Origin of the sequence: Streptacidiphilus sp. EB103A (genome assembly GCF_041261405.1) — a bacterium.
Lineage (GTDB): Bacteria > Actinomycetota > Actinomycetes > Streptomycetales > Streptomycetaceae > Streptacidiphilus.
In genome coordinates this window covers 1-21,032 of the sequence record NZ_JBGCAQ010000040.1, presented here as the reverse complement: position 1 = coordinate 21,032, position 21,032 = coordinate 1, and the positions used below count along the sequence as shown (strand labels likewise).

Annotated in this window: 18 protein-coding genes; 5 read left to right on the top strand and 13 right to left on the bottom strand. The window is 72.0% G+C overall.

Translation table 11 applies throughout. From position 1 onward, the window contains the following. Positions 1-71: 71 nt before the first annotated feature. From ABH941_RS39725 to ABH941_RS39715, 3 genes are read right to left on the bottom strand one after another with little or no spacing between them, the layout of a single operon-like run. On the bottom strand, positions 72-2,045 hold the full coding sequence (locus ABH941_RS39725; protein ID WP_370137076.1) for an alpha/beta fold hydrolase: 1,974 nt from the start codon (positions 2,043-2,045) through the stop codon (positions 72-74). Next, positions 2,042-3,826, bottom strand: a complete 1,785-nt coding sequence (locus tag ABH941_RS39720) for an N-acetylglutaminylglutamine amidotransferase (protein WP_370137073.1) — start codon at positions 3,824-3,826, stop codon at positions 2,042-2,044. Before ABH941_RS39720 ends, ABH941_RS39725 begins: the two co-directional genes overlap by 4 nt. Further along, positions 3,814-6,360 (bottom strand): glutamate--cysteine ligase, encoded by a 2,547-nt coding sequence (locus tag ABH941_RS39715; RefSeq protein WP_370137070.1) that lies wholly within the window; start codon positions 6,358-6,360, stop codon positions 3,814-3,816. The genes ABH941_RS39720 and ABH941_RS39715 overlap by 13 nt, the downstream gene beginning before the upstream one ends. Before the next feature lie 198 nt (positions 6,361-6,558). Between ABH941_RS39715 and ABH941_RS39710 the strand changes: the two genes are divergently transcribed. Continuing rightward, complete coding sequence (locus ABH941_RS39710; protein WP_370137063.1) at positions 6,559-7,329, top strand: GNAT family N-acetyltransferase; 771 nt, start codon at positions 6,559-6,561, stop codon at positions 7,327-7,329. Positions 7,330-7,353: 24 nt separating this feature from the next. Here the strand turns inward: ABH941_RS39710 and ABH941_RS39705 are convergent, their stop codons facing one another. The 5 genes from ABH941_RS39705 to ABH941_RS39685 all read right to left on the bottom strand — a co-directional run bounded on the left by ABH941_RS39705 (position 7,354) and on the right by ABH941_RS39685 (position 12,446). Next, complete coding sequence (locus ABH941_RS39705; RefSeq protein WP_370137057.1) at positions 7,354-8,343, bottom strand: zinc-dependent alcohol dehydrogenase family protein; 990 nt, start codon at positions 8,341-8,343, stop codon at positions 7,354-7,356. Then, positions 8,340-9,200: a carbohydrate ABC transporter permease gene (locus tag ABH941_RS39700; RefSeq protein ID WP_370137020.1), complete on the bottom strand. Its 861-nt coding sequence runs from the start codon at positions 9,198-9,200 to the stop codon at positions 8,340-8,342. The genes ABH941_RS39705 and ABH941_RS39700 overlap by 4 nt, the downstream gene beginning before the upstream one ends. Beyond that, a complete protein-coding gene (locus ABH941_RS39695) occupies positions 9,197-10,033 on the bottom strand; it encodes a carbohydrate ABC transporter permease (RefSeq protein ID WP_370137124.1) in 837 nt (278 codons plus the stop codon). Before ABH941_RS39695 ends, ABH941_RS39700 begins: the two co-directional genes overlap by 4 nt. Positions 10,034-10,178: 145 nt before the next feature. Then, positions 10,179-11,549, bottom strand: coding sequence for a sugar ABC transporter substrate-binding protein (locus ABH941_RS39690; RefSeq protein WP_370137011.1), 1,371 nt, complete (start codon positions 11,547-11,549; stop codon positions 10,179-10,181). 129 nt (positions 11,550-11,678) lie between these two features. Then, complete coding sequence (locus tag ABH941_RS39685; RefSeq protein ID WP_370136933.1) at positions 11,679-12,446, bottom strand: DeoR/GlpR family DNA-binding transcription regulator; 768 nt, start codon at positions 12,444-12,446, stop codon at positions 11,679-11,681. A gap of 348 nt (positions 12,447-12,794) precedes the next feature. Between ABH941_RS39685 and ABH941_RS39680 the strand changes: the two genes are divergently transcribed. Beyond that, positions 12,795-14,171, top strand: a complete 1,377-nt coding sequence (locus ABH941_RS39680) for a GDSL-type esterase/lipase family protein (protein ID WP_370136902.1) — start codon at positions 12,795-12,797, stop codon at positions 14,169-14,171. Positions 14,172-14,184: 13 nt separating this feature from the next. On the opposite strand, the gene ABH941_RS39675 is transcribed toward ABH941_RS39680, so the two are convergent. After that, a complete protein-coding gene (locus ABH941_RS39675) occupies positions 14,185-15,369 on the bottom strand; it encodes a ribonuclease inhibitor (protein WP_370136875.1) in 1,185 nt (394 codons plus the stop codon). 179 nt (positions 15,370-15,548) lie between these two features. Here ABH941_RS39675 and ABH941_RS39670 point away from each other — a divergent pair, with 179 nt between their 5' ends. Continuing rightward, positions 15,549-15,818, top strand: a complete 270-nt coding sequence (locus ABH941_RS39670) for a hypothetical protein (protein WP_370136866.1) — start codon at positions 15,549-15,551, stop codon at positions 15,816-15,818. Positions 15,819-15,834: 16 nt separating this feature from the next. Here ABH941_RS39670 and ABH941_RS39665 read toward each other — a convergent pair whose 3' ends face one another. The 4 genes from ABH941_RS39665 to ABH941_RS39650 all read right to left on the bottom strand — a co-directional run bounded on the left by ABH941_RS39665 (position 15,835) and on the right by ABH941_RS39650 (position 18,548). Next, positions 15,835-16,188 (bottom strand): MmcQ/YjbR family DNA-binding protein, encoded by a 354-nt coding sequence (locus tag ABH941_RS39665; RefSeq protein ID WP_370137120.1) that lies wholly within the window; start codon positions 16,186-16,188, stop codon positions 15,835-15,837. Between the two features lie 38 nt (positions 16,189-16,226). Next, complete coding sequence (locus ABH941_RS39660; RefSeq protein ID WP_370136848.1) at positions 16,227-17,048, bottom strand: methyltransferase domain-containing protein; 822 nt, start codon at positions 17,046-17,048, stop codon at positions 16,227-16,229. A gap of 72 nt (positions 17,049-17,120) precedes the next feature. Beyond that, on the bottom strand, positions 17,121-17,462 hold the full coding sequence (locus ABH941_RS39655) for an iron chaperone (protein ID WP_134008968.1): 342 nt from the start codon (positions 17,460-17,462) through the stop codon (positions 17,121-17,123). Between the two features lie 111 nt (positions 17,463-17,573). Continuing rightward, on the bottom strand, positions 17,574-18,548 hold the full coding sequence (locus tag ABH941_RS39650; protein ID WP_370136822.1) for an oxidoreductase: 975 nt from the start codon (positions 18,546-18,548) through the stop codon (positions 17,574-17,576). 113 nt (positions 18,549-18,661) lie between these two features. Here ABH941_RS39650 and ABH941_RS39645 point away from each other — a divergent pair, with 113 nt between their 5' ends. Together ABH941_RS39645 and ABH941_RS39640 are read left to right on the top strand one after the other, a co-directional pair. Next, on the top strand, positions 18,662-19,240 hold the full coding sequence (locus ABH941_RS39645; protein ID WP_370136810.1) for a TetR/AcrR family transcriptional regulator: 579 nt from the start codon (positions 18,662-18,664) through the stop codon (positions 19,238-19,240). Between the two features lie 243 nt (positions 19,241-19,483). Beyond that, a complete protein-coding gene (locus ABH941_RS39640; RefSeq protein ID WP_370136782.1) occupies positions 19,484-20,602 on the top strand; it encodes an ice-binding family protein in 1,119 nt (372 codons plus the stop codon). The last annotated feature ends 430 nt before the right edge of the window (positions 20,603-21,032 follow it).

The window sequence follows — 21,032 nt, the reverse complement described above, 5'->3', positions numbered from 1 at the left end:
CGTTGATACCGCCACTGCCGCGAAGACGCAAGACCGCGACGGCCACCACCCGCCGGGGCCACCGCGCTCGGTCAACCGAGGTGGCGTTCGAACCAGTTGGCCACGGTGCCGCGCATCAGCGCCCGGTTCGCCTGGTGGACGAAGTCGTGGCCCTCGTCGGGCAGGGCCAGCAGCGATGCGGTCACCCCGCGCGCCCTGGCCGCCGCGACGATCTGCTCGGACTCGCCGATGGGGACATTGCTGTCCTGCGCGCCGTGGACGGCCAGCAGCGGCGCGCGCAGCGCATCGACGTCGGTCATGGGTGAGAGCTGCCGCAGCAGCTCGCGGTCGCGGTCCGGGTGGCCGTACTTGGCGGCGGCTGACTCGGCGATCCAGGGCTCGGTGCCGGCGAAGAAGGTCGTGAAGTCGGAGATCCCGCAGATGTCCACCCCGGTCCGGAACAGTTCTGGATGGCGGACCAGGGCGGCGAGCACCAGATAACCGCCGTAGGAACGGCCCATGACGGCGAGTCGGCCCGGGTCGGCCAGGCCGAGGCCGACCAGGTACTGCGCACAGTCGGCCACGTCGTCGACGGCGGCGAAGCGGCCGGCCCCCAGATCGGCGTCGACGAAGGAGCGGCCGAAGCCGGAGGAGCCACGGACGTTGGGGGCGAAGACGTCGAAACCCCGGGAGAGCAGTTCCTGGAACAGCGGTTCGAGAACCGGGCGTTCCTGGCTCTCGGGGCCGCCGTGGAGGTAGACGACGCAGGGCGCGGGCCGGGCGTCGTCGGACGACCTGGGCGCGCGGTAGTACCAGCCGCTGAGCGGCAGGCCGTCGCGGGCGGTCAGCCGCAGCGGCCGGGGGCGGACGGCGCCCGGGACGGGCTCCGAGGTCCAGGGGGCGGGGCGGAGCTTCACGCCGGGCGCGGCTGGCCCGGCTGGCAGCGACCAGATCCCCGGGCGGCACCGCGATCCGGACAGCGACAGCAGCAGGCCGCCCGACCCGTCGATGTCAGCCCGCGTCAACACCTCGTGCGGCAAGGTAATCTGACGGAGCGTCATGGCGGCTCCCTGCTCGGGTGCGAGCCGGACGAGTTCGGCGGAGCTGCGGCCCTGGCGGTTCCAGCCGAGCAGGGCGGTGGAGCCGTCGGGGGCGATCGTCAGGTGTTCCAGGTCGGTCCCGGAACGCTGGGCGGCCACCCGGACCGACCGGCCGGGAGCAGAGCCCGGAGCAGAGCCGGCAGCAGGGCCGGAGCCGGGGCTGCCGTCGTCGTCCAGGGCGACCGCGAGCAGGGCCGCGAACTCACGGTCGGCGTCGCTGCGCAGCCAGACGGTGCGGCCGTCCGGGGCGAAGCGGCCGATCCAAGGGTCCCCGTCGGCGACCGGGAAGGTCCCGGCCTCGCTGAGGTCGGCCAGCCGCAGCAGCACGGCCTCGCGGTGGCCGCGCGGGCCGCGGCGGAGCAGGGCGAGGCGGCCGTCCGGAGAGAGGTCGCAGACCCGGAGGGTGGCCGCGCCGGACTCGGTGGCCAGCCGCCGGGTCGGGCGCCCGCCCTCGGGGTCGACCAGGGAGGCGGCCAGCAGTCCGTGGCTGTGCCCGGTGCCGTCGCCGTCGCTGACCGGCACCACCTCGGTCACCGCGAGGGCGGAACCGTCCCGGCTCCAGCAGCCCAGGTAGGCGGCGGCGCGCGGGTCCGCGCCGGCCAGCACCCGGCGGCCGGTGCCGTCCGGGCGGATGGCGAGGACGCGGCCGTGCTCGGCCCCGTCGGGGGCGGAGGTGTAGGCGATCCAACGGCCGTCCGGCGACCAGGAGACGGCGGTGACCGGGTCCGGCGCGGGGTCCAGCAGCCGGGGCTCTCCCGCCCCCTCAAGCGGTCCGACCCACAGCTGGGGCACGCCGCCGCGGTCGCAGACGTAGGCGGCCGTGGCGCCGGTCGGATCGGTCGCCGCCTGGGTGCAGCTGTGCTGCGGCGCGGTCGGGTGCGGTGTCTGCGGGTCCAGGGCCCGGGCGGTCGGCGCCGTCGGCTGCGTCCCGGTGTGTTGTGCTGCTGTCACGTGTGGCGCCCTCATCCGATCTCGTGTGTCTGCAGCCAGATTTCCAGAAGGGCGGCCTGCCAGAGCGCATTGGAGCCCAGCGTGGTGCGGTGCTCGTCGGGAGCGCTGAGCAGTTCGGCCAGGTACTCGTCGCGGAACAGGCCGCGGGCGCGGGCCTCGGGGGCGGCGAGGGCCTCGCGGACCCGGTCCAGGACCGGACCCGCCATGTGACGGATCGCCGGCACCGGGAAGTAGCCCTTGGGACGGTCCACGATCTCGGTGGGCAGCAGCTTCCGTCCGGCGTCCTTGAGGACGCCCTTGCCGCCCTGGGCGAGCTTCAACTCGGGCGGGCAGGCCGCGGCGAGCTCCACCAACTCGTGGTCCAGGAACGGGACCCGGGCCTCCAGACCCCAGGCCATGGTCATGTTGTCCACCCGTTTGACCGGGTCGTCCACCAGCATCACCCGGCTGTCCAGCCGCAGCGCCGCGTCCAGGGCGGTGTCCGCGCCGGCGGCCGAGGTGTGGGCGCGGACGAACTCTTCCGAGGCGTCGTGGTCGATGCGGTACTCCGGGTGCAGCATGGCCGCGAGCGCGCTGTGCGGACGGTCCACGAAGACTCTGCAGTAGGCGTCGGCGGTCTCCGCCCGGGGGACGCCGGCCAGCGGCGGGTACCAGTCGTAGCCGGCGAAGATCTCGTCGGCGCCCTGGCCGCTCTGGACGACCTTGACCTCCTTGGACACCTCCTGCGAGAGCAGATGGAAGGCGACCGCGTCATGGCTGACCATGGGCTCGCTCATGGCGTCGATCGCCTGGTCCAGGGCGGCCGGGAGCCGGTCCGAGGGCACCATGATGCGGTGGTGGTCGGTGGCGTAGCGGTCGGCGATGAGGTCCGAGTAGACGAACTCGTCCCCCTGCTCGCCGCCTTCGGTTTCGAAGCCGACGCTGAAGGTCGCCAGGTCGCGGGCGCCGGACTCGGCGAGCAGGGCGACGACCAGGCTGGAGTCCAGTCCGCCGGAGAGCAGCACGCCCACCGGGACGTCGGCGACGGTGCGGCGGCGCACGGCGGTGCGCAGCCCGTCCAGGACGGCGTCGCACCAGTCCGCGGCGTCCATCCCGGCGTACTGGGGCAGCCGGGTGTGCGGGGGGTTCCAGTACTGGTGGTCGTGGTGGGTGCCGTCGGGCTCGATCACCCGGACGGTGGCCGGCGCCAGCTTGCCGACGCCGGCCAGGACGGTGCGCGGCGCGGGCACGACGGAGTGGAAGCTGAGGTAGTGGTGCAGGGCGACGCGGTCGATCGAGGTGTCGATCCCGCCCCCGGCGAGCAGGGCCGGCAGCGAGGAGGCGAAGCGCAGCCGGCCCGGTCCCTCGGCCAGGTAGAGCGGCTTGATGCCGAGCCGGTCGCGGCCGAGGACGACCCGGCCGGACTCGTGCTCCACCAGGGCGAACGCGAACATCCCGGCGAAACGGGTGACGCAGTCCGCCCCCCACTCCTGGTACGCCTTCAGCAGCACCTCGGTGTCGGAGTGGGAGAAGAAGCGGTGCCCCGCGCCCTCCAGCTGTTTGCGCAGCTCACGGTGGTTGTAGATGCAGCCGTTGAAGACGACGGTCAGCCCCGCGCCGGGGTCCGTCATCGGCTGGGCACCGCGCTCGGACAGATCGATGATCTTGAGCCGCCGGTGGCCCAGGGCGACCGCGCCCTGGGACCACAGGCCGCGTCCGTCGGGGCCGCGGGCGGCCAGCCGGTCCGTCATCCGCTCGACGGCGGCCAGGTCGGGCCGCGATCCGTCGAAGCGGACCTCTCCGCTCAGTCCGCACATGCGGGTGCCACCCCGATCCAGGTGTCCTTGGCGCCGCCGCCGCGCGAGGAGTTGACGATGAGGCTGCCGCCGGCGGCGACCCGGGTGAGCGCGGCCGGCAGCACGGTCGGCCGCAGGCCGACGGCGCCGGGGCCGCTGCCCTCGCGTTCGGCGCAGACGAAGGCCCGGAGGTCGACCACGCGGGGCTCCAGGCGCTCGCCGTCGAAGGTGGGATGGCTGGTCAGCGAGACCACGTCCTGGGCCACCCAGCGGTCCGGGGCCTCCAGCAGGGCAGCGTGCAGCCGGGCCAGCTCCTCCGGGGAGGCGTAGGGGCCGATGACGACGCCCGCGCCGCCGTACCCGTCCACCGGTTTGACGACCAGTTCGGGCAGCCGTTCCAGGATCTCGTCGAGCCGGCCCTCGTCGGTCGGCAGCAGAGTGGGAACCTGGTTCAGCAGCGGTTCCTCGCCGAGGTAGTAGCGGATCAGCCGGGGGACGAAGGCATAGAGCGCCTTGTCGTCGGCGACCCCGTTGCCGGGGGCGTTGGCCAGCGTGAGCAGGCCGGACTCCACGGCCGCGAGCAGCCCCGGCCAGAGCGGGACGCCGTCCTCCCCCACCGCCTTGGCCAGGTCGTCCTCGTCGATGCGCCGGTAGAGGACGTCAACCGGTCCGCCGCCGGCCATGACCCGGCCGTCCCGGCCGATGGTCAGCTGGTCCGGGGTGAACACGCCGACGCCCATCGCCTGCGCCAGGGTGCGGTGCTCGTACCACGCGGAGTTCTGCGGCCCGTCGCTGACGATGGCGACCACCGGGTCGTCCGCGGCCCCGGGGGGCGCGGACGCCCGCAGGGTGCGCCGCAGCACCTCGGGGACGGTGTCCAGGGACAGCGTCCCGAAGCCCGGACCGATCACCGCGAGGCGGCGCGCGGCCAGGGCGTAGGCGATCCCCGAGGGCACCCGCAGATTGTCCTCCAGCACCAGCCAGCCCTGGGCCGCGTCCTTGACCAGGTCCATGCCGGCGACATGGATGCGGACCGACCCCGGCAGCGGCGAACGGCCCGCGTCGCGCAGTCCGGCGGAGCCCTCCACCACCCGCGCGGGCAGTACCCCGTCGCGGACCGCCGTGCGCTCGCCGTAGGCGTCGTGGGTGTATGCCTCCAGGGCGCGCAGCCGCTGGGACAGGCCCAGGCTCAGGTCGCGCCACTCGCCGCCGTCGACCAGGCGCGGCACCACGTCGTAGGGGAACAGCCGGGGCTGGTCCTCGCCGTCCACCCGGAAGGTGACGCCGTCCCGCCACTGCCGGGCGTCGCGCTCGCGGATCCGGCTGCGCAGACCGGCGGACTCCTGCCGCTCCAACTGCTCCAGCACTGCCCGGTAGGGCTCGCGGCTCTCCCCGGTGACGGTCACGGCCTCGTCCTGCTCGGCGCGGTAGCCGCGCAGCAGGCCGCGGTGGGCCGGCTGCTCACGGCCGACGCGGTCGCCGCGGGTCTCGGCGACCAGCAGGTCGACGGCGGCCCGGCGGCCGTCGCGCAGGGCCAGCCGGCGTAGCCGGTGCGCGGCGCTGCCCCGGCCCAGCGCGTCCTCGGCCAGTTCGACGACGGTGTCCCAGTCGCCGGTCTCCTCAAGTGCCGGGCGCAGCCGGGTCAGCAGCGAGCGCACCACCCGCGGGGCGGGCACCGGAAGGCCGCTCGCCGGGTCCACCAGATCGCCCTCCAGACCCGAGCGGGCCGCCCGCCAGGTCGCCGCGCGCAGCCACTCCTGAGCCCGCCGCGGCGGCACGGTCCCGGCGGCGACATCGGCGCAGGCGTCCATGACCAGGGCGCGGAACAGTCCGGCGATCATCACCACGGTCTCCGCGCGCGGGCAGGCGTCGCAGATCCGCAGCTCCAGGGTCTGCAGATGGGCGGAGGGGCGGACGTCGTAGTAGACCATCCCGGTGTCGCTGATCACCCCCGAGCGCACCAGGTCCGCGATGGTGGCGTCGTACTCGGCCGCGCTGCTGAAGGAGCCGGCCGGACCGGTGGTGGGCCAGCGCTGCCACAGCAGCGTCCGCCAGCTGGCATAGCCGGTGTCCGAACCGAGCCAGAACGGCGAGCTGGCCGAGAGCGCCAGCAGCACCGGCAGCCAGGGCGCCAGCACTCCCATGGCGATCACGCCGGTGTCCCGGTCGGGTATGTCCACATGGACCTGCGCCCCGCAGATCAACTGCTCCTCGGCGACGACCCGGTAGTTCTCCGCCATCCGCCGGTAGCGCGGATCGTCGGTGGGGTCGATGCTGCCCAGCCGGGCCAGCGGCGCCGTACCCGCCGCGACCACGGCCAGGCCCAGCGGCTCGGCGGCGTCGTTCAGCGCCCGGCGGGAGGTCTGCAGATCCCTCAGCAGCGCCGCGAGGGAGCGGTGCGGCCGGCTGTTGGCCTCCACGATGGACTGCTGGAGCTCTGTGGTGAACCCCCGTTCGGGAAGCCGGTCCAGCACCGCCCGAGCCCGGGGTACCAGCGTTCTGGACTCGACATCGACGACATGGAACTCCTCCTCGACCCCGACCGCGACGACCACGCTGCTCCCCTTTCGGTTGGACCGTGTTGCTGGCGCCGAGGCTAGGGCAGTCGATGGCCGCCTTCGATTACGCGCATGTCAATTGATATGGCGTCATTGGTCCACACCTACCCGCACCTACCCGCACCGGCCGCTGCCATGTCGACGGGCCGCCCGACGCCCTGTGGACCGACAGTGCACGATCCGTAGACTGATCCGATGTCGACGACAGCTGACCTCCGCCGCACAGCCGGCTTCAGGACGTCCTTCGCCAAGCGACAGGCCGCCCTGCTGAGCGGGTTCCCGGGCGGATTCGTGGTCCAGGACCCGGAGTTCGCCGGATCGCACGAGCACAACCAGATCTATGTGGACGGGCCTGTCGACCCGGCCGAGCTGCCGGCCCTCGCCGACGCCGCGCTCGCCCCGCTGCCGCACCGCCGCATCACCGTGCTCGACGACGAGTTGGGGCGGGCCTGCGTCCCGGTGCTGGAGGCGGCCGGCTACACCCACGAGCAGGAGCTGGTCATGGCCCGCCCCGGCGTGGCCGCCGAGCCCGGCCTGCCGCTGGCGGAGACCGTCTCCCTCGCCGAGCTGCGGCCGGCCGTGGCCCGGCAGACCCGGGCCTGGCTGCCCAAGGCCGAACAGTCCATCATCGACCACCTGGTCGAGCGCCGCACCGCCAGGCTGCGCGGCGCCGACGAGGTCCGCTTCCTGGCCGTGCGCGACGAGGAGCACGCGGTGGCGGCCTCGGCCGACGTCTACCTCGACCGGCAGCAGGGGATCGGCCAGATCGAGGAGGTGGTCACCGTCGAGGACCGCACCCGCCGCGGCTACGCGGGCACCCTGCTGCGCACCGCCCTGCACCTGGCCGCCGACTGCCCGCTGTTCTTCCTGGTCGCCGACGCCGAGGACTGGCCCCGCCACTGGTACGCCCGGCTGGGCTTCAGGGAGTTGGGGCTCACCCACAGCTTCAGCGCCACGCTCGACTGATCCCCGCCGCACCCCGCCGCCGGTTCAGGGGACGACCTGGATCTTCCTCCCCTTCCCGGCCTGGAACTGCTGGAGCGCCGCGGCGTAGTCGTCCAGCGGGACCCGGTCGCTGATGAACACCTCAGGGTCCAGCACCCCGGTGGCGAAGAGGTCCGCGGCGCGTTCGAAGCTGTGCAGGACGGCCATGGAGCCGGTGATGGTGATCTCCTGGTTGTAGATCTTGTAGGGCTCGATGGTGGCGCGCGCGGCGTAGTCGGCCACGCCGAACTGGAGGTAGGTGCCGCCCTTGCCGACCCGCCCGATCGCGTCCTGGATCGCCTGCTGGTTGCCGGTGGCGTCGATGACGACGTCCCAGCCCCGCGGGCGCAGGATCTCGTCGGCGGAGGTGGCGGCGCTGGTGCAGCCGAGGGAGCGGGCCGTGGCCAGCCGCTCGCTGTTGATGTCGACCACGTCGACCACGGAGGCCCCGGTCCGCTTGGCGAGCTCCAGCATCATCAGGCCCATCGTCCCCGACCCGTAGATCAGCACCTGGGCGGCCAACCGGCTGCGCAGCACGTCGTATCCGCGCACGGCGCAGGACAGCGGCTCGATCAGCGCCGCGTCCATGGTGCGGACGTGCTCCGGCAGCTTCACGCAGTTGGCGGCCGGGGCGACGGCGTACTCGGCGGCGCCGCCGGGAACGGTGACCCCGATCGCCGCCCAGCGTTCGCAGAGGTTGCCGCGGCCCAGGCGGCAGTAGTGGCACTCATGGCAGTACAGCGAGGGGTCGGCCGCCACCTGGTCGCCGACGGCCAGGTCGCGGACCTCGGCCCCGAGCGCGACGACCTCGCCGGCGAACTCGTGGCCGGGGATGATCGGCAGAGTCGGTGCGAACTCGCCCTGCAGGATGTGCAGATCGGTTCCGCACAGGCCGCAGGCGGCGACCCTGACCACGACGTCGCGGGGGCCGGGCGTCGGGTCCTCGACGGTTTCGACCCGCACCACCCCGGGCGAGCTGATGACGGCTGCCTTCACTTGACGGCTCCAAGGGAGAGGCCCTGGACCAGCTTGTCCTGGGCGGCGAACCCGGCGATGAGCACGGGCAGGGAGATGCAGACGGCGGCGGCGCACACCTTGGCCAGGAACAGGCCCTGGCTGGTGACGAAGCTGGTGAGGAACACCGGAGCGGTGCCCGCCACGACGCCGGTCAGCACCTCGGCGTAGAGGAGTTCGTTCCAGCTGAAGATGAAGGCGATCAGCGCCGTGGCGGCGATGCCGGGGGCGGCCACCGGCGCCACGATCCGGCGCAGGGTGATCAGCAGCCCCGCCCCGTCGATGGCGGCCGCCTCCAGGATCTCCTTGGGGACCTCGGCGAGGAAGGAGCGCATCATCCAGACCGCGATCGGCAGGTTCATCGAGGTGTAGAGGATGACCAGCAGCCAGACATTGTCCAGCATGCCGGCGTACTTGGCGATCAGGTACAGCGGCAGCAGCCCGGCCACCACCGGCAGCATCTTGGTGGAGAGGAAGAAGAACATCACATCGGTCCACTTGCGCACCGGCTTGATCGACAGCGCGTAGGCGGCGGGGATCGCGAGCGCCAGCACCAGCACAGTGGAACCGATGCTGGCGGTAAGGGAGTTGATCAGCGGCGGCCAGGGGCTGACGCCGGTGGTGGCGCCGAAGAACTCCCGGTAGCCCTGGAGCGTCAGGCTCGCGCCGATGCTCGGCGGGTTGGTGGCGGCGCTGGACTCGCTGTGCAGCGAGGTGAGCACCATCCAGGCGAAGGGGAGGAAGAAGAGCAGTCCGCACAGCCAGGCCAGCAGGCCCAGCAGGCTGCGGTTGCGGTTGTCGTTGCGCTTGCGCTTGCTCGTGGCGCTGGCACTGGTCACAGCGTCTCCTCCCGGAACAGCGATGAGACGGTTCTCAGCGCGAAGGTGGCGATGACCAGCGAGCAGGCGACCACGATGACGCCCTCCGCGGAGGCCTCCCCGTAGTCGTGGCCCTGGTAGAAGGTCTCGTAGACCTTGTAGGGGAGGTTGGCGGTGCCCAGCCCGCCGGAGGTGATCGTGAACACCGCGTCGAAGTTCTGGACCACGTAGATGCTGCCGAGCAGGGCGGCGAGTTCCAGGTAGCGGCGCAGGTGCGGGAAGGTGAGGTAGCGGAACACCTGCCAGCTGCTGGCCCCGTCGACCCGGGCGGCCTCGACCACGTCCAGTGCCCGGCTCTGCAGCCCGGCGAGGAGGATCAGCATCATGAACGGGGTCCACTGCCAGACCAGCGCGGCCTCCACCGAGATCAGCGGGATCACCGACAGCCAGTCGGGCTGCGGTGCGTTCGCGCTGCCGAAGAGGCTCCACACCCAGGTCAGCACGCCGTCCAGGAGTCCGTAGGAGGCGTTGTAGATCGCGTGCTTCCAGAGCAGCGCCGAGGCCACCGGCACCACCAGGAACGGGGTGATCAGCATGGTGCGGACGATGCCGCGGCCGCGGAACCTGCGGTCGAGCAGCAGGGCCAGGCCGAGGCCCAGCAGCAGGCTCACCAGGACCACCGAGGCGGTCAGCACGACCGTGGTCACGATGGCCGAGCGCAGCGTCGGATCGGAGAACGCGTTGCGGTAGTTGGACAGGCCGCCGAAGCCGCGGTTGCTCGGGTCCAGGGCGTTCCAGCGCATGAAGGAGATGACCAGGGTGCCGACGAAGGGCAGCTGGGTGACCACGATCATGAAGATCAGGGCCGGCAGCAGCGGGCCCCTGCGGGCCCAGGCGCCACGGGGCCTGGTCGCCGCCCCGGCCGCGCCCTGGCGGGCCGACCGGGAGAAGCGCTGGTGCCGCGGGGTGGAGAGGGTGCTCATGGGGTGCCTCCGCCCGTCAGTGGCCGGCGTACTTGGCGCCGACCTTCGCAGCGAGGGCCTGGCTGCTCTTCAACGCGCTTGCGACGCTGGTCTGTCCGGCGATCGCGGAACTGATCTGCTGGGAGACCTGGGTGCCGAGGTCCTCGAACTCGGGGATGCCGACGAACTGGATCCCGGGGGCCGGCCGCGGCTGCACACCGGGGTTGGCCGGGTCGGCGGAGGTCAGCGCGGTCTTGGTGGCCGCGGCGAAGGCGCCGGCCGACTTGAGGTAGTCGGGGTTGCTGTAGGTCGAAGTGCGCTTGCCGGCCGGCACCTGGGACCAGCTCAACTGGGCGCCGACCAGGTCCTCGTACTGCTTGCTGGAGGCCCAGGAGATGAACTTCCAGGCGTCGCTCTGGTTCTTGCTGGCCTTCTGCAGACCCCAGGCCCAGGTGTAGAGCCAGCCCGAGCTCTTGGTCTGGTCGACCGGGGCGGGCACGTAGCCGATCTTCCCCGCCACGGGCGAGCCCGCGCCCTCCAGCGATCCGGCCGCCGAGGTCGCGTCGTACCACATGGCGACCTTGCCCTGCTCCATGTCGTTGAGGCACTCGGTGAAGCCGGCCTGCGGCGCCCCGGCCTCACCGTGGGCGCGCACCAGGTCGACGTAGAAGTTGGTGGCCTTGGTGAAGCCCGCTCCGGTGACCTGGGCCGACCAGTCGGAGTTGAACCAGGTGCCGCCCATCGTGTTGACGACGGTGGTCAGCGGGGCGATGACCTCGCCCCAGCCCGGCTGGCCGCGCAGGCAGATGCCCTTCATCCCGGGCTGGGCCCCGTCGGCCTTGGCCGCCAGGGCCGCGACCTGGTCCCAGGTCGGGTTGGCGGGCATGGTCAGGCCCTTGGCCGTGAAGACGTCCTTCCGGTACATCAGGAAGGAGGATTCGCCGTAGAAGGGCTCGGCGTAGATCTGGCCGTTGACGGTCAGCGACTTGGCGAGGCTGGGCAGGATGTCGCTCTGGTCGAAGGTGGTGTCGCCGGTGGCGGACGTGGTGAGCGGCGCCAGCCAGCCGTTCTTCGCGTAGAAGGGGGTCTCGTAGTTGCTGATGGTGGCCACGTCGTACTGGCCGGCCTGGCTGGAGAAGTCCTGCGTGATCTTGTCGCGGACGTCGTTCTCCGGCAGCACGGTGAAGTTGACCTTGATGCCGGTGGTCTTGGTGAAGTTGGCCGCGGTCAGCTTCTGCAGGTCCAGCATCTGCGGGTTGTTGACCATCAGCACGTTGATGGAGTGGGAGCCGCTGCCGCCGCCCGCGCTGCCGCCGCCCGCGCCGCTGCACGCCGCGAGCATGGCCCCGCACAGGACCACGGCCCCCAGCGGGACGGTGCGGCGCAGGACGGATTGTCTGTTCGTCATGGTGGTTCCCTTCGTGGATCCGGTCCGGTGGACCGGGGGTGGGTGCCGGTTCGGGACGTGCGTGACCGCGCCGCCTGCGGTCGGGTGGCCGGGCGGAAAGGGCTGTGCGGGTGGAGACAGCTGGGGAGTTCAGACCCTGATCACGCGCGGTCCCAGGAGTGCGTAGCGATGGGCCTCGGCGGCGGTCAGGCCGGTGCTGGTGACGATGGCTTCGAAGTCGCCGACCTCCGCGAAGCGGCAGAAGCTGCTGGCCCCGAACTTGCTGTGATGGCCCAGGAAGATCCGTCGGCGCGACACTTCGAGGGCTTTGGCCTTGACGTCCGCCACGACCGGGTCCGGTGTGGTCAGGCCGAGCTCCCTGGAGATGCCGTTGGACCCCAGGAACGCCACGTCGATGACGAACCCCGCCAGCATCGCCGAGGTCCAGGAGCCGACCGTGGCCAGCGTCCTGGCACGGACCCTGCCACCGAGCAGCAGCACGGTGGTGTTGGTCGACTCCGCGATGGCCGCAGCGGTGGTCAGCGAGGCTGTGACCACCGTCAGCGGGCGGTCCGACGGCAGCAGTGCGGCCAGGATCTGCGGGGTGTAGCCCTCGTCCACGAACACCGTGTCGGCCTCGCCGAGGAGCTTGACGGCCTCCGCGGCGATCCGGCGCTTGTCGTCCACGTGCGAATTGACCCGGTGCGCCAGGTCGGTCTCAAAGCCCGCGCCCTCGACCGGATAGGCGCCCCCGTAGGTGCGCCGGACCAGGCCCCTGCGCTCCAGTTCGCTGAGGTCGCGCCGGATCGTCTCGGGTGCGACGGCGAAGTCGACGGCCGCGGTCGCGACTTCGAGCTGTCCCTGGTGGCGCACCAGGGCCAGGATCCGGTGCTTGCGTTCCTCCGCGTTCAACTCCATCACCGGCCCCTTTGATCCGGACCGGGCACGGCGCGCCCGGTTTTGCCCGACATGAGATTTATATCAACGCAGTTGTGTCGCGGAGCTGCCCGGAACGGGGAAGATCTGCCCGGTGATGCCCGGTTCGGATACACAAAGGGGCAGCTCAGCGGCAGAGGTAGAGAAACTTGACCGTGTACAGCGCCCGACCGCCCGCCGGGGATGCCCGATTGGGCTCCCGACGTCCTCATGGCGGCCGGGCCGCCCGAACGGGTTTGGGACGGCCGACAACGGCAAGGGGACAGCGGTAGCAGTTGTCGCACGGACGGGGAACTCGTGCACTTCTGGATCCGCCGAATCCTGGCGGCGATGGGTACCGGTGCCGTCGTGCTCGTCGCCGCGGGCCTGTCCGTCTGGCTGTCCGTGCAGGTCACACCGCTCCAGACGGTGACCGCCATCGGACAGAGCGTCCAGGTGGGGGCCGCCTCACCGGGCCTCAGCTTGTCCGGTCCGGGCGAACTCGACCTCTTCGGCGAGGCCATCCCGACCCGGCCGCAGTTCGACGGGCCGATCCGCCCGCGGCTGCAGCTCGCCCACATCGACCTCAACGCGCAGACCAACGCCATCACCAAGCCGAATCGGCAGCAGGCCGTGGAGTCCAGCCTCAGCCGGGCGCTCGCCGCCGGCTGGACCCGCTACCTGATCTGGGAGACCCTGGTCGCCGCCGGTTTCGCGGCGCTCCTCGCCGTCGCCGCCGCCGGAGTCCGCCGCTCCAGCCGCGCGGCGATGCTGAAGATGCTCGCCACCGCGGTCGCGGCGGTGTGCGTCCTGAACGCCGTCGGCGTCTACCTGATGGCCTCCTCCACCCCGAAGGTGCTGCGGCAGGTCCGCAGCATCGCCGACCTGGTCGGCGATGCCCCGACCTCCCCGCCGGCGCCCAGCGGACCGGCCATCAAGGGCATCCAGGCCGTGGTGCTCGGCGACTCCACCGCCGCCGCGATCGGCAACCCACTGATCGACCACCCCGACGCCCTGGACACGGCCTGCGGGCGCAGCCGGGACTCCTACGCGGCCGACCTGAGCGCGGTGAACGGCTGGAAGGTCCTCAACCTGGCCTGCAGCGGCGCCACCATCCGCAACGGCCTGCTGGGCGCCCAGACGCTGGGCGTCGCCAAGGCGCCCTCGCAGTTCTCACTCGCCGAGCAGGCGGCCCCGGCCTCAGTGGTCATCGTCAGCATCGGGGCCAACGACATCCACTGGGCCGCTCTGACCGAACTGTGCGCGGCCGCGGACGCCTGCGACGACAAGGCCTCCACCGCCTACTACCAGCAGCAGATCGCCGCGTTCGCCACCGACTACTACGAGCTGCTGGGCGACCTGGCCGCGCTGCCCCGGCACCCCACCGTCCTGGTCAACGAGTACTACAACCCGTTCGGCGAGAACCTCGGCTGCCTGGCCTCCCAGGGCATCACCGGCGCCAAGGCGAAGGTGCTGCAGTCCCGCCTGGACGGCCTCAACACCGTGCTCCGCCAGGGCGCCCGCACCTTCGACTTCACCGATGTGCCGCAGCACTTCGACGGCCACCAGCTGTGCAGCAACCAGTCCTTCGTCCAGGGGCCGGACGCGAACGCGCCGCTGCACCCCACCGCGGCGGGCGAACTCGCCATCGCCCTGGCCGACCAGCAGGCGCTGACCCGGGCCGCCCAGACCGCGACGCCCAGCCCCTCGACCAGCGCGACCCCCTGATGGGCAGCCCCCGTCAGCCCGTCGGCGGCTGCCGGTGCACGCTGCGGACCGCGGCGACGTCGGCGGGGACCGGGGGCAGCGCGGGCAGCGACACGCTGAGGGCGTCCAATCGGCGGCGGACGGTGCCGGCGATGCCCTTGCCGACGAGGTAGCGGGTGGGGACGGCGGCCCGCTGGGCGCCGTCCAGCAGCCGGTGGGCCTCGCGGCTGTGCATCCCGGTGTGGGCGAGGACCAGGTGACCGAGCCGGTGCGGGGTGTCGGCGAGGGCGTCGGCGATCTCGACTGCGGCCGCCTCGTCGATCCGGTTGGGCTGCGCCCCGAGCACCTGGGCCGCCTTGACCCGGCCCAGGTCGCACACCTCCACCCCGGCCGCCGTCGCCGTGACGACCAAGCGTGCGGCGGCGCGCGGCCCGATGCCGTTGCTGGCGACGGAGAGCCGGGTCAGCCGCCCGTACGGGGCCCGCGCGAGAGCCTCCGCGAGGACGAACGCGCCGGCGTCGCCCAGCCGCGACGCCGAGACATAGAGCTCCCCCACCGCGCCCGCGACCAGGACCGGCGCCAACCGCTCCGCGCCCTCCCGGCCCAGCGGATTGCCGCCGACGTAGAGGCGCTGCATCCGGCGTCCGGCCCCGGCCGCGGTGACCAGTGCGTCGGCGAGGACGGCCAGCCCGGCCGGGTCCAGACCGGTCTGCACCAGGTCCAGGGTCCGCAGCGAACGCGCGGCTTCGAGCAGCGCGGCCCCGGCCTCCCCGGCGCCGGGGCCGAGCGGGTTGCGCTTCAGCCAGACCCCGGTGACGGCCTGCGGCGACCCGCGCAGGCTGTCCGCGATCCGGCAGGCACCGCCCGCGGTGATCGCGTTGCAGCCCAGGTAGAGCGTCTCGACCTCGCTGTCGGACGCCCGGTCGGCGACAGTTGACGCCCCGTCATCACCGAGGCCGTCCGTCCCCAGCAGCAGGTGCCGCACCACGCCGGGCCGCAGTGCGTCCGCCACCAGCGCGGCCCCGTCCGGGCCGAGGTCCTGCTTGCACAGGTCGAGCCGGCCGTCGGGCAGCGCCGTCCCGGCCTCGAAGTCGAGGCGCTGCTCCGGGACCTGCCCGGTGCGGAGCCAGTCGAGCAGTCCGCGGAGGTCGGCCTCCGCTCTGGGCACGACCGGACCGATACCGGCGAACGGCGGCAGGTCGGCAGACTCGTCAGTCACCCCAGGAGTGTGCCACGCACTGTGTCGCCTGAGAGGCTGCTTCACGGCGCCCGGCGACTGCGTCAGCGATCCCATGGAGGATTGAGCGCGCTTTCATCGTCCCCACAGACACGGCGCACATGGTGGTACTCACAAGCCCCGGAAGGGGCGCCAGCGAGCCAGGGGCCACGGAGGCAGTCATGAGCAACAGCGTCACGGTCGACCAGCAGGACAGCATGCTCCACGGCGCCAAGGGCACCGTCGCGTGGTCGGTCGGCGGGGAGCGCCGCACCGCGACGCTCCGGGTCGTCCGCCGCGACAGCGCCGATCTGCCGCGGCCCACCGATCTTCTGACGTTCAGTCAGGCGTCCGTTTCACCCAGCGGTCCGCCGAGCCAGATCGCCGAACGCCGGCGCGGCAAGCGGTCGTCGGCGAGGACCCGGACCCACGCGGCGCGCGAGGCAGCCTGACGTCACCCTTTACCGTTCACCCGTCGGTCGCCGGCGGCGGCAGCAGTTCCACGAGCTCGGCCGGGGCGGCCTGCCGCCAGGAGTCGACCAGGATGTCACGGAGCTCGTCCAGGTCCTCCAGCGCCGCCAGGCGGGCCCGCACCCAGGAGGAGTTCGCCTCGTGCGGCGGCACCCAGAACTTGTCCGGCTCGGAGGCGATCAGCTCGTACCGGTCGATCCTGGGGCAGCGCACCGCGAAGGACGTCCCGTCGTCGGGCACGGTGACGAACATGCGGCCCGCGACATGGAACGTCGGGTGGTTCCACAGCTCCTTCTCCACCGTCTGCGGCAGCGACAGGGCGATACGGCGGACGTCGTCGGCGTCGAGCACGGGCACGGGCACTGCCTTCCGGCGGGGTTCAAAGGGGTTCAGACGGGGCGGTGGGCGATGACGCCGAACATGGTCACCGACATGTGCAGGGCGCCCTGGGCCGCGGCGGCTTCAAGATCGGCGTAGAGGGCGTCCCGCTGTTCGGCGGAGATCAGCTCGCGGCGCAGGGCCTCCTCGCCCACCATCCGGACGATCGGCCAGGTGACCGCCCGGTGATCCTGGATCAGCGCCTGCGAGCCGATGTCGTCAACCACCAGACCGGCCCCGGCCAGATCCTCCAGCAACCGCCGACCGGCGTAGGGGTTCGCCGCGGCCGCCAGAGCGCAGTCGGCCAGGGCGGCAACGACGGCGGGCTCACCGGGGTGGAGGATCGTCGTCGCCCAGTCGGTGTCGAGCAGGGCCACCCGTCCGCCGGGCCGGAGCACGCGGGCGATCTCCGCCGCGGCCCGCCCCGGCTCGGCGAGATGCTGGAACACTCGCTCGCACCAGACCACATCGACCTCGGCATCGCCCAGCGGCAGCGCCAGCGCGTCGCCGTCGACGAAGCGGGCCGCGCTGCCCGCTTCGGCCGCCCGCTGCTCGGCGACCGCCCGCAGGCCGGCGTTGGGCTCGACACCGACCGCCTCGCCGTCCGGCCCGACCGCCGCAGCCAGCACCTGGACCTCCGAGCCGGTCCCGGCGCCGACGTCCACCGCCCGCTCGCCCGGACGTACCGCCAGCCCGGCGTGGGCCCACGCACGCAGGCGCCGCACCCCCGCGCTCGCCGCCTGCCCGTCCAGCGCGCCGACCAGTTTCCCCGTCATCGAAGGGGACATGTTCTCGGCGTGGAACGCAGAGGTCGGCCGCGAATCAGCACTCATACCGCTACTTTAGGGCGACCCTCTGACACCGGGGTGCAGGCGCAACAGACGCAGCCCGGAGGCGGCGCCGGGTCAGGCGTCCAGGGCGGCACGGGCCAGATCCCGGAGTTCGGCGTCCGGGATCGCCGCGGCCTCCTCGGGGCGCAGCCGGATCGTGGCCTTGCCGGTGATCAGCCCCGGGTGGCGGCTGGTGAAGCCCGCGTCGCGGCCCTCCTGCCAGCCGTAGATCGAAGCTCCGTGCGCCCATGAGGCGAGGTAGAGCCTGCGGCTGCCGACCTTGAAGGTCGGAATCTTGTACGAGAGGCTGACGGCCGCCTCGGGGTGGGCCTCGAGGATCAGCCGGTGCAGCCGGTCGAACAGCGGGCGGTGCTCGGCGGGGATGGCGTCGATGTACTCGCGTACGTCCTGGTCCATTGCTCCAGTGTGCTCCCGTCGGACCGAACCCTCGCAGGCGTTGTCCGGCAGGGACGGGAGTGTTCACGCGGCTGAGTAGTGGACGCACGAAAATGCGGTCCCCGGTATGGATTAGTCCGGACGGGGGTTGCCGTCCGGGGCGTCGGCGAGGGGGTAGCTGACGCCGGTCAGTCGTTCGGACTCCTGCCACAGGCGGTGCTGCGCCTCGGTGTCGTAGGAGCGCGCGCTGGACTCCACGCGGGTCGGGTGCCCGGTGAACTGGGCCCTGCCGGGAGGGCCGTAGTAGTCGCCGCCGTCGACGTCCGGGTCCGTCGCGGCGCGCAGCGTCGACAGGGCTCCCATCTGCGGGGACTGCAGCAGCCATGAGGTGAACAGGCGCATGCGGGGATTCATCACGGCCCTGGCCACCACGGACATGTCGCGGCCGAACTCGGTTCGGGCGTTGCCCGGGTGCGCGGCGCCCGCGATGGTCTGCGCTCCGGAGGCCGTCAGCCGGCGCTGCAGCTCGTAGGTGAACATCAGGTTGGCGAGTTTCGCCTGGAAGTAGGCAGGCTGGTAGCGGTACCCGTGTTCGAGGTTGAGGTCGTCGAAGTGGATGGTGCCGCGACGGTGGCCGATGCTGCTGACGGTGACGATCCGCGAGCCCGGCGTCGCCAGCAGCCGGTCCAGCAGCAGCCCGGTGAAGGCGAACGGACCGAGGTGGTTCGTGGCCAGCGTCAGTTCGAAGCCATCCTCGCTGACGCCGTGCCGGGGCCGTACCCCGCCGGCGTTGTTGACGAGCAGGTCGATGCGCGGGTGGTCGGCGCCCAGCTGCCGGACTGCCTGGCGGATCGACGCCAGTGAGGCCAGGTCCAGCTTCAGGGTGCTGACGCGCGCCGTCGGCGTGGTGGCGATGATGCGGGCCCTGGCGTCCGCCGCGCGGTCCAGGTTCCGGCAGGCCAGCACGACCGTGGCGCCGCGCCGGGCGAACACCTGGGCGGTCTCGAAGCCGAGGCCGGTGTTGCCGCCGGTGATCACGACGGTCCGTCCCTGCTGGTCGGGGACGTCGGCCGAAGTCCACTGAGTCGGTGCCGTGTTGCTGTTCATCGTTGTGCCTCTCCTCCGATGCACGGCGATACAATCGGGATGGGCATCCCGCTTGCTTGAAATATACGGGACGCCCATCCCGTTTGTCCATGAGAAGGAGACCCCGGTCCGTGATGGCGAAGCAACCGCGCTCTGACGCCCGACGCAATCGAGCACGCGTGCTGGAGGTGGCGGCTGAGGTGTTCGCCACCGAGGGACTGTCGGTCCCCGTGCACGAGATCGCCAGGCGCGCCGGAGTCGGCACCGGCACCGTCAGCCGACACTTCCCCACCAAGCAGGAACTGTTCGCGGCGATCCTGCTCCAGCGTCTGGACCAGCTGACCCGCCAGGCCGAGGCACTGGCCGAGGAGCAGGAACCCGGCGCCGCGTTCTTCACCTGCTTCGCCACCCTGATCCGCGAGGGCGCGGCCAACCGAGGACTGGCCGAGGCCCTGGCCGGCGCCGGCTACGACCTGGAGTCGGCGGCCGTGAGCGCCGGCTACGACGTCACCGGCGGGCTGTCCACCCTGCTCGCGCGCGCCCAGGAAGCCGGAGCCGTCCGCCCCGACGTCGACTACGCCGACGTGAAAGCCCTGATGACCGGCTGCCTGACCCGGACCGGCAGCGGCACCGACACAGCCGCGGACGCCGCCGCACTGACCCATCTCACCGCCGTCGTCTGCGACGGATTGCGCTGCGGAACCGGCCGCTGAATTCGGTTACTGCCTACATATCCAATCCGAACATTGATAAATATTTTCGAAGAAACGATTCTTCACATAACCACCCGTATGGCACAGAGGTTCGCCGCAGGCCACGGTCCGACTGAGGGCTACTGTCTCGTTTCACGGTCGCCGTTCGGATGACCCCATAAGCGTGATTCCCAGGTGCGCTCTCCGATTTTCCGCGCATTGACGGCCGATCGACCCGACCCTCACAAGGAGTTAGGTGCCTCAATGACAAGACTGCAGGAATTCACCCCGACCCGGCGCAATTTCGCCCGCATTGCGGCCACATCCCTGGTGGTCGCGCTCTCCACCGCCGGCCTGGCGATGGTGCCCACGAGCGCCGGCGCAATCGGCGTGGCAGTACCCCTCGGGACGGCGAGCAGCTACGCGGTCCTGGCCGGACAGAGCGTCACGAATACCGGTCCCAGCACGATCAACGGAGACCTCGGCGTGAGCCCGGGCACGGCGGTGTCCGGGTTCCCTCCCGGCACGGTCAACGGAACCATCCACTCTGCCGACGCGAACTCGCTCCAGGCGCAGAGCGATCTGACCACCGCCTACAACAACGCCGCCGGCCAGGCCCCTGACGCCAGCATCTCCGGGGATCTGGGCGGCCGGACGCTGACGGCGGGTGTCTACAAGGCGCCCTCGTCCATCGGGCTCACCGGCACGCTCACCCTCGATGCCCAGGGCGACCCCAACGCCGTCTTCATCTTCCAGATCGGCTCGACGCTGACCACGGCGTCCGCCAGTCGGGTCCTGCTGGTCAACGGCGCCCAGCCCTGCAACGTCTACTGGCAGGTCGGCAGCTCCGCCACCCTGGGAACCGCCTCCACCTTCGTGGGCAACATCCTCGCCCTGACCTCCATCACGGTCACCACCAACACGACCATCGACGGCCGCGCCCTGGCCCGAAATGGCTCGGTCACCCTCGACTCGGACACCATCACCCGTGAAACCTGCGCGACGGGGGGCACGGGCGGCGGCGGTGGCGGCACCGGTGGCGGTGGCGGCGGCGGTGGGACCGGCGGCGGCGGGGGCGGTGGCACTGGCGGCGGCGGGGGCACCGGCGGCGGTGGCACTGGCGGCGGCGGCACCGGCGGAGGTGGCACCGGCGGAGGTGGCACCGGAGGCGGTGGCACTGGCGGAGGTGGCACCGGCGGAGGTGGCACCGGAGGCGGTGGCACTGGCGGCGGTGGCACCGGCGGAGGTGGCACCGGCGGAGGTGGCACCGGAGGCGGTGGCACCGGCGGAGGTGGCACCGGCGGCGGTGGCACCGGCGGCGGTGGCACCGGCAGTGGAACCCCCTGCCCGCCCATCCCCTGCCCGCCTCCCCCGTGTAACTGACAGCGACCGGTCCGGAGAGCGAAGCCCTCCATAGACCGATGCCATAAGGGCGATGGGGCAGCCGTGTTGTCGACGGCTGCCCCATCACCAGCGCCAGCGCCATGGGCAGGTGCGCCAGCGGCGGAATGGTACGGGTGGTGCCGGGTGCGGAAGCTGTGGGTGGCTTACATGGCGTCACCGTTGCCGCCCTCCGCCGCCCGTGGCTTGTTGCTGTTGCTCGCTACGCTCGCGGCGACAAGGCCGGGGAGGGTGCGGGCGGCCCGCCGTTGCCGGGCGGCGCGGCGGTCGGTGGTGCCCGCAGAAACGATTCGCCAAGTAGGTGCCCTATGCATTTTGGCTCATACAAGATTTTCGTAGCTGGTGATCGGTTCGGTGGGGCTGGTGACGGGCTGCTGTTCTGGGTGCAGGCTGGGGTCGTGTGACATCGAAG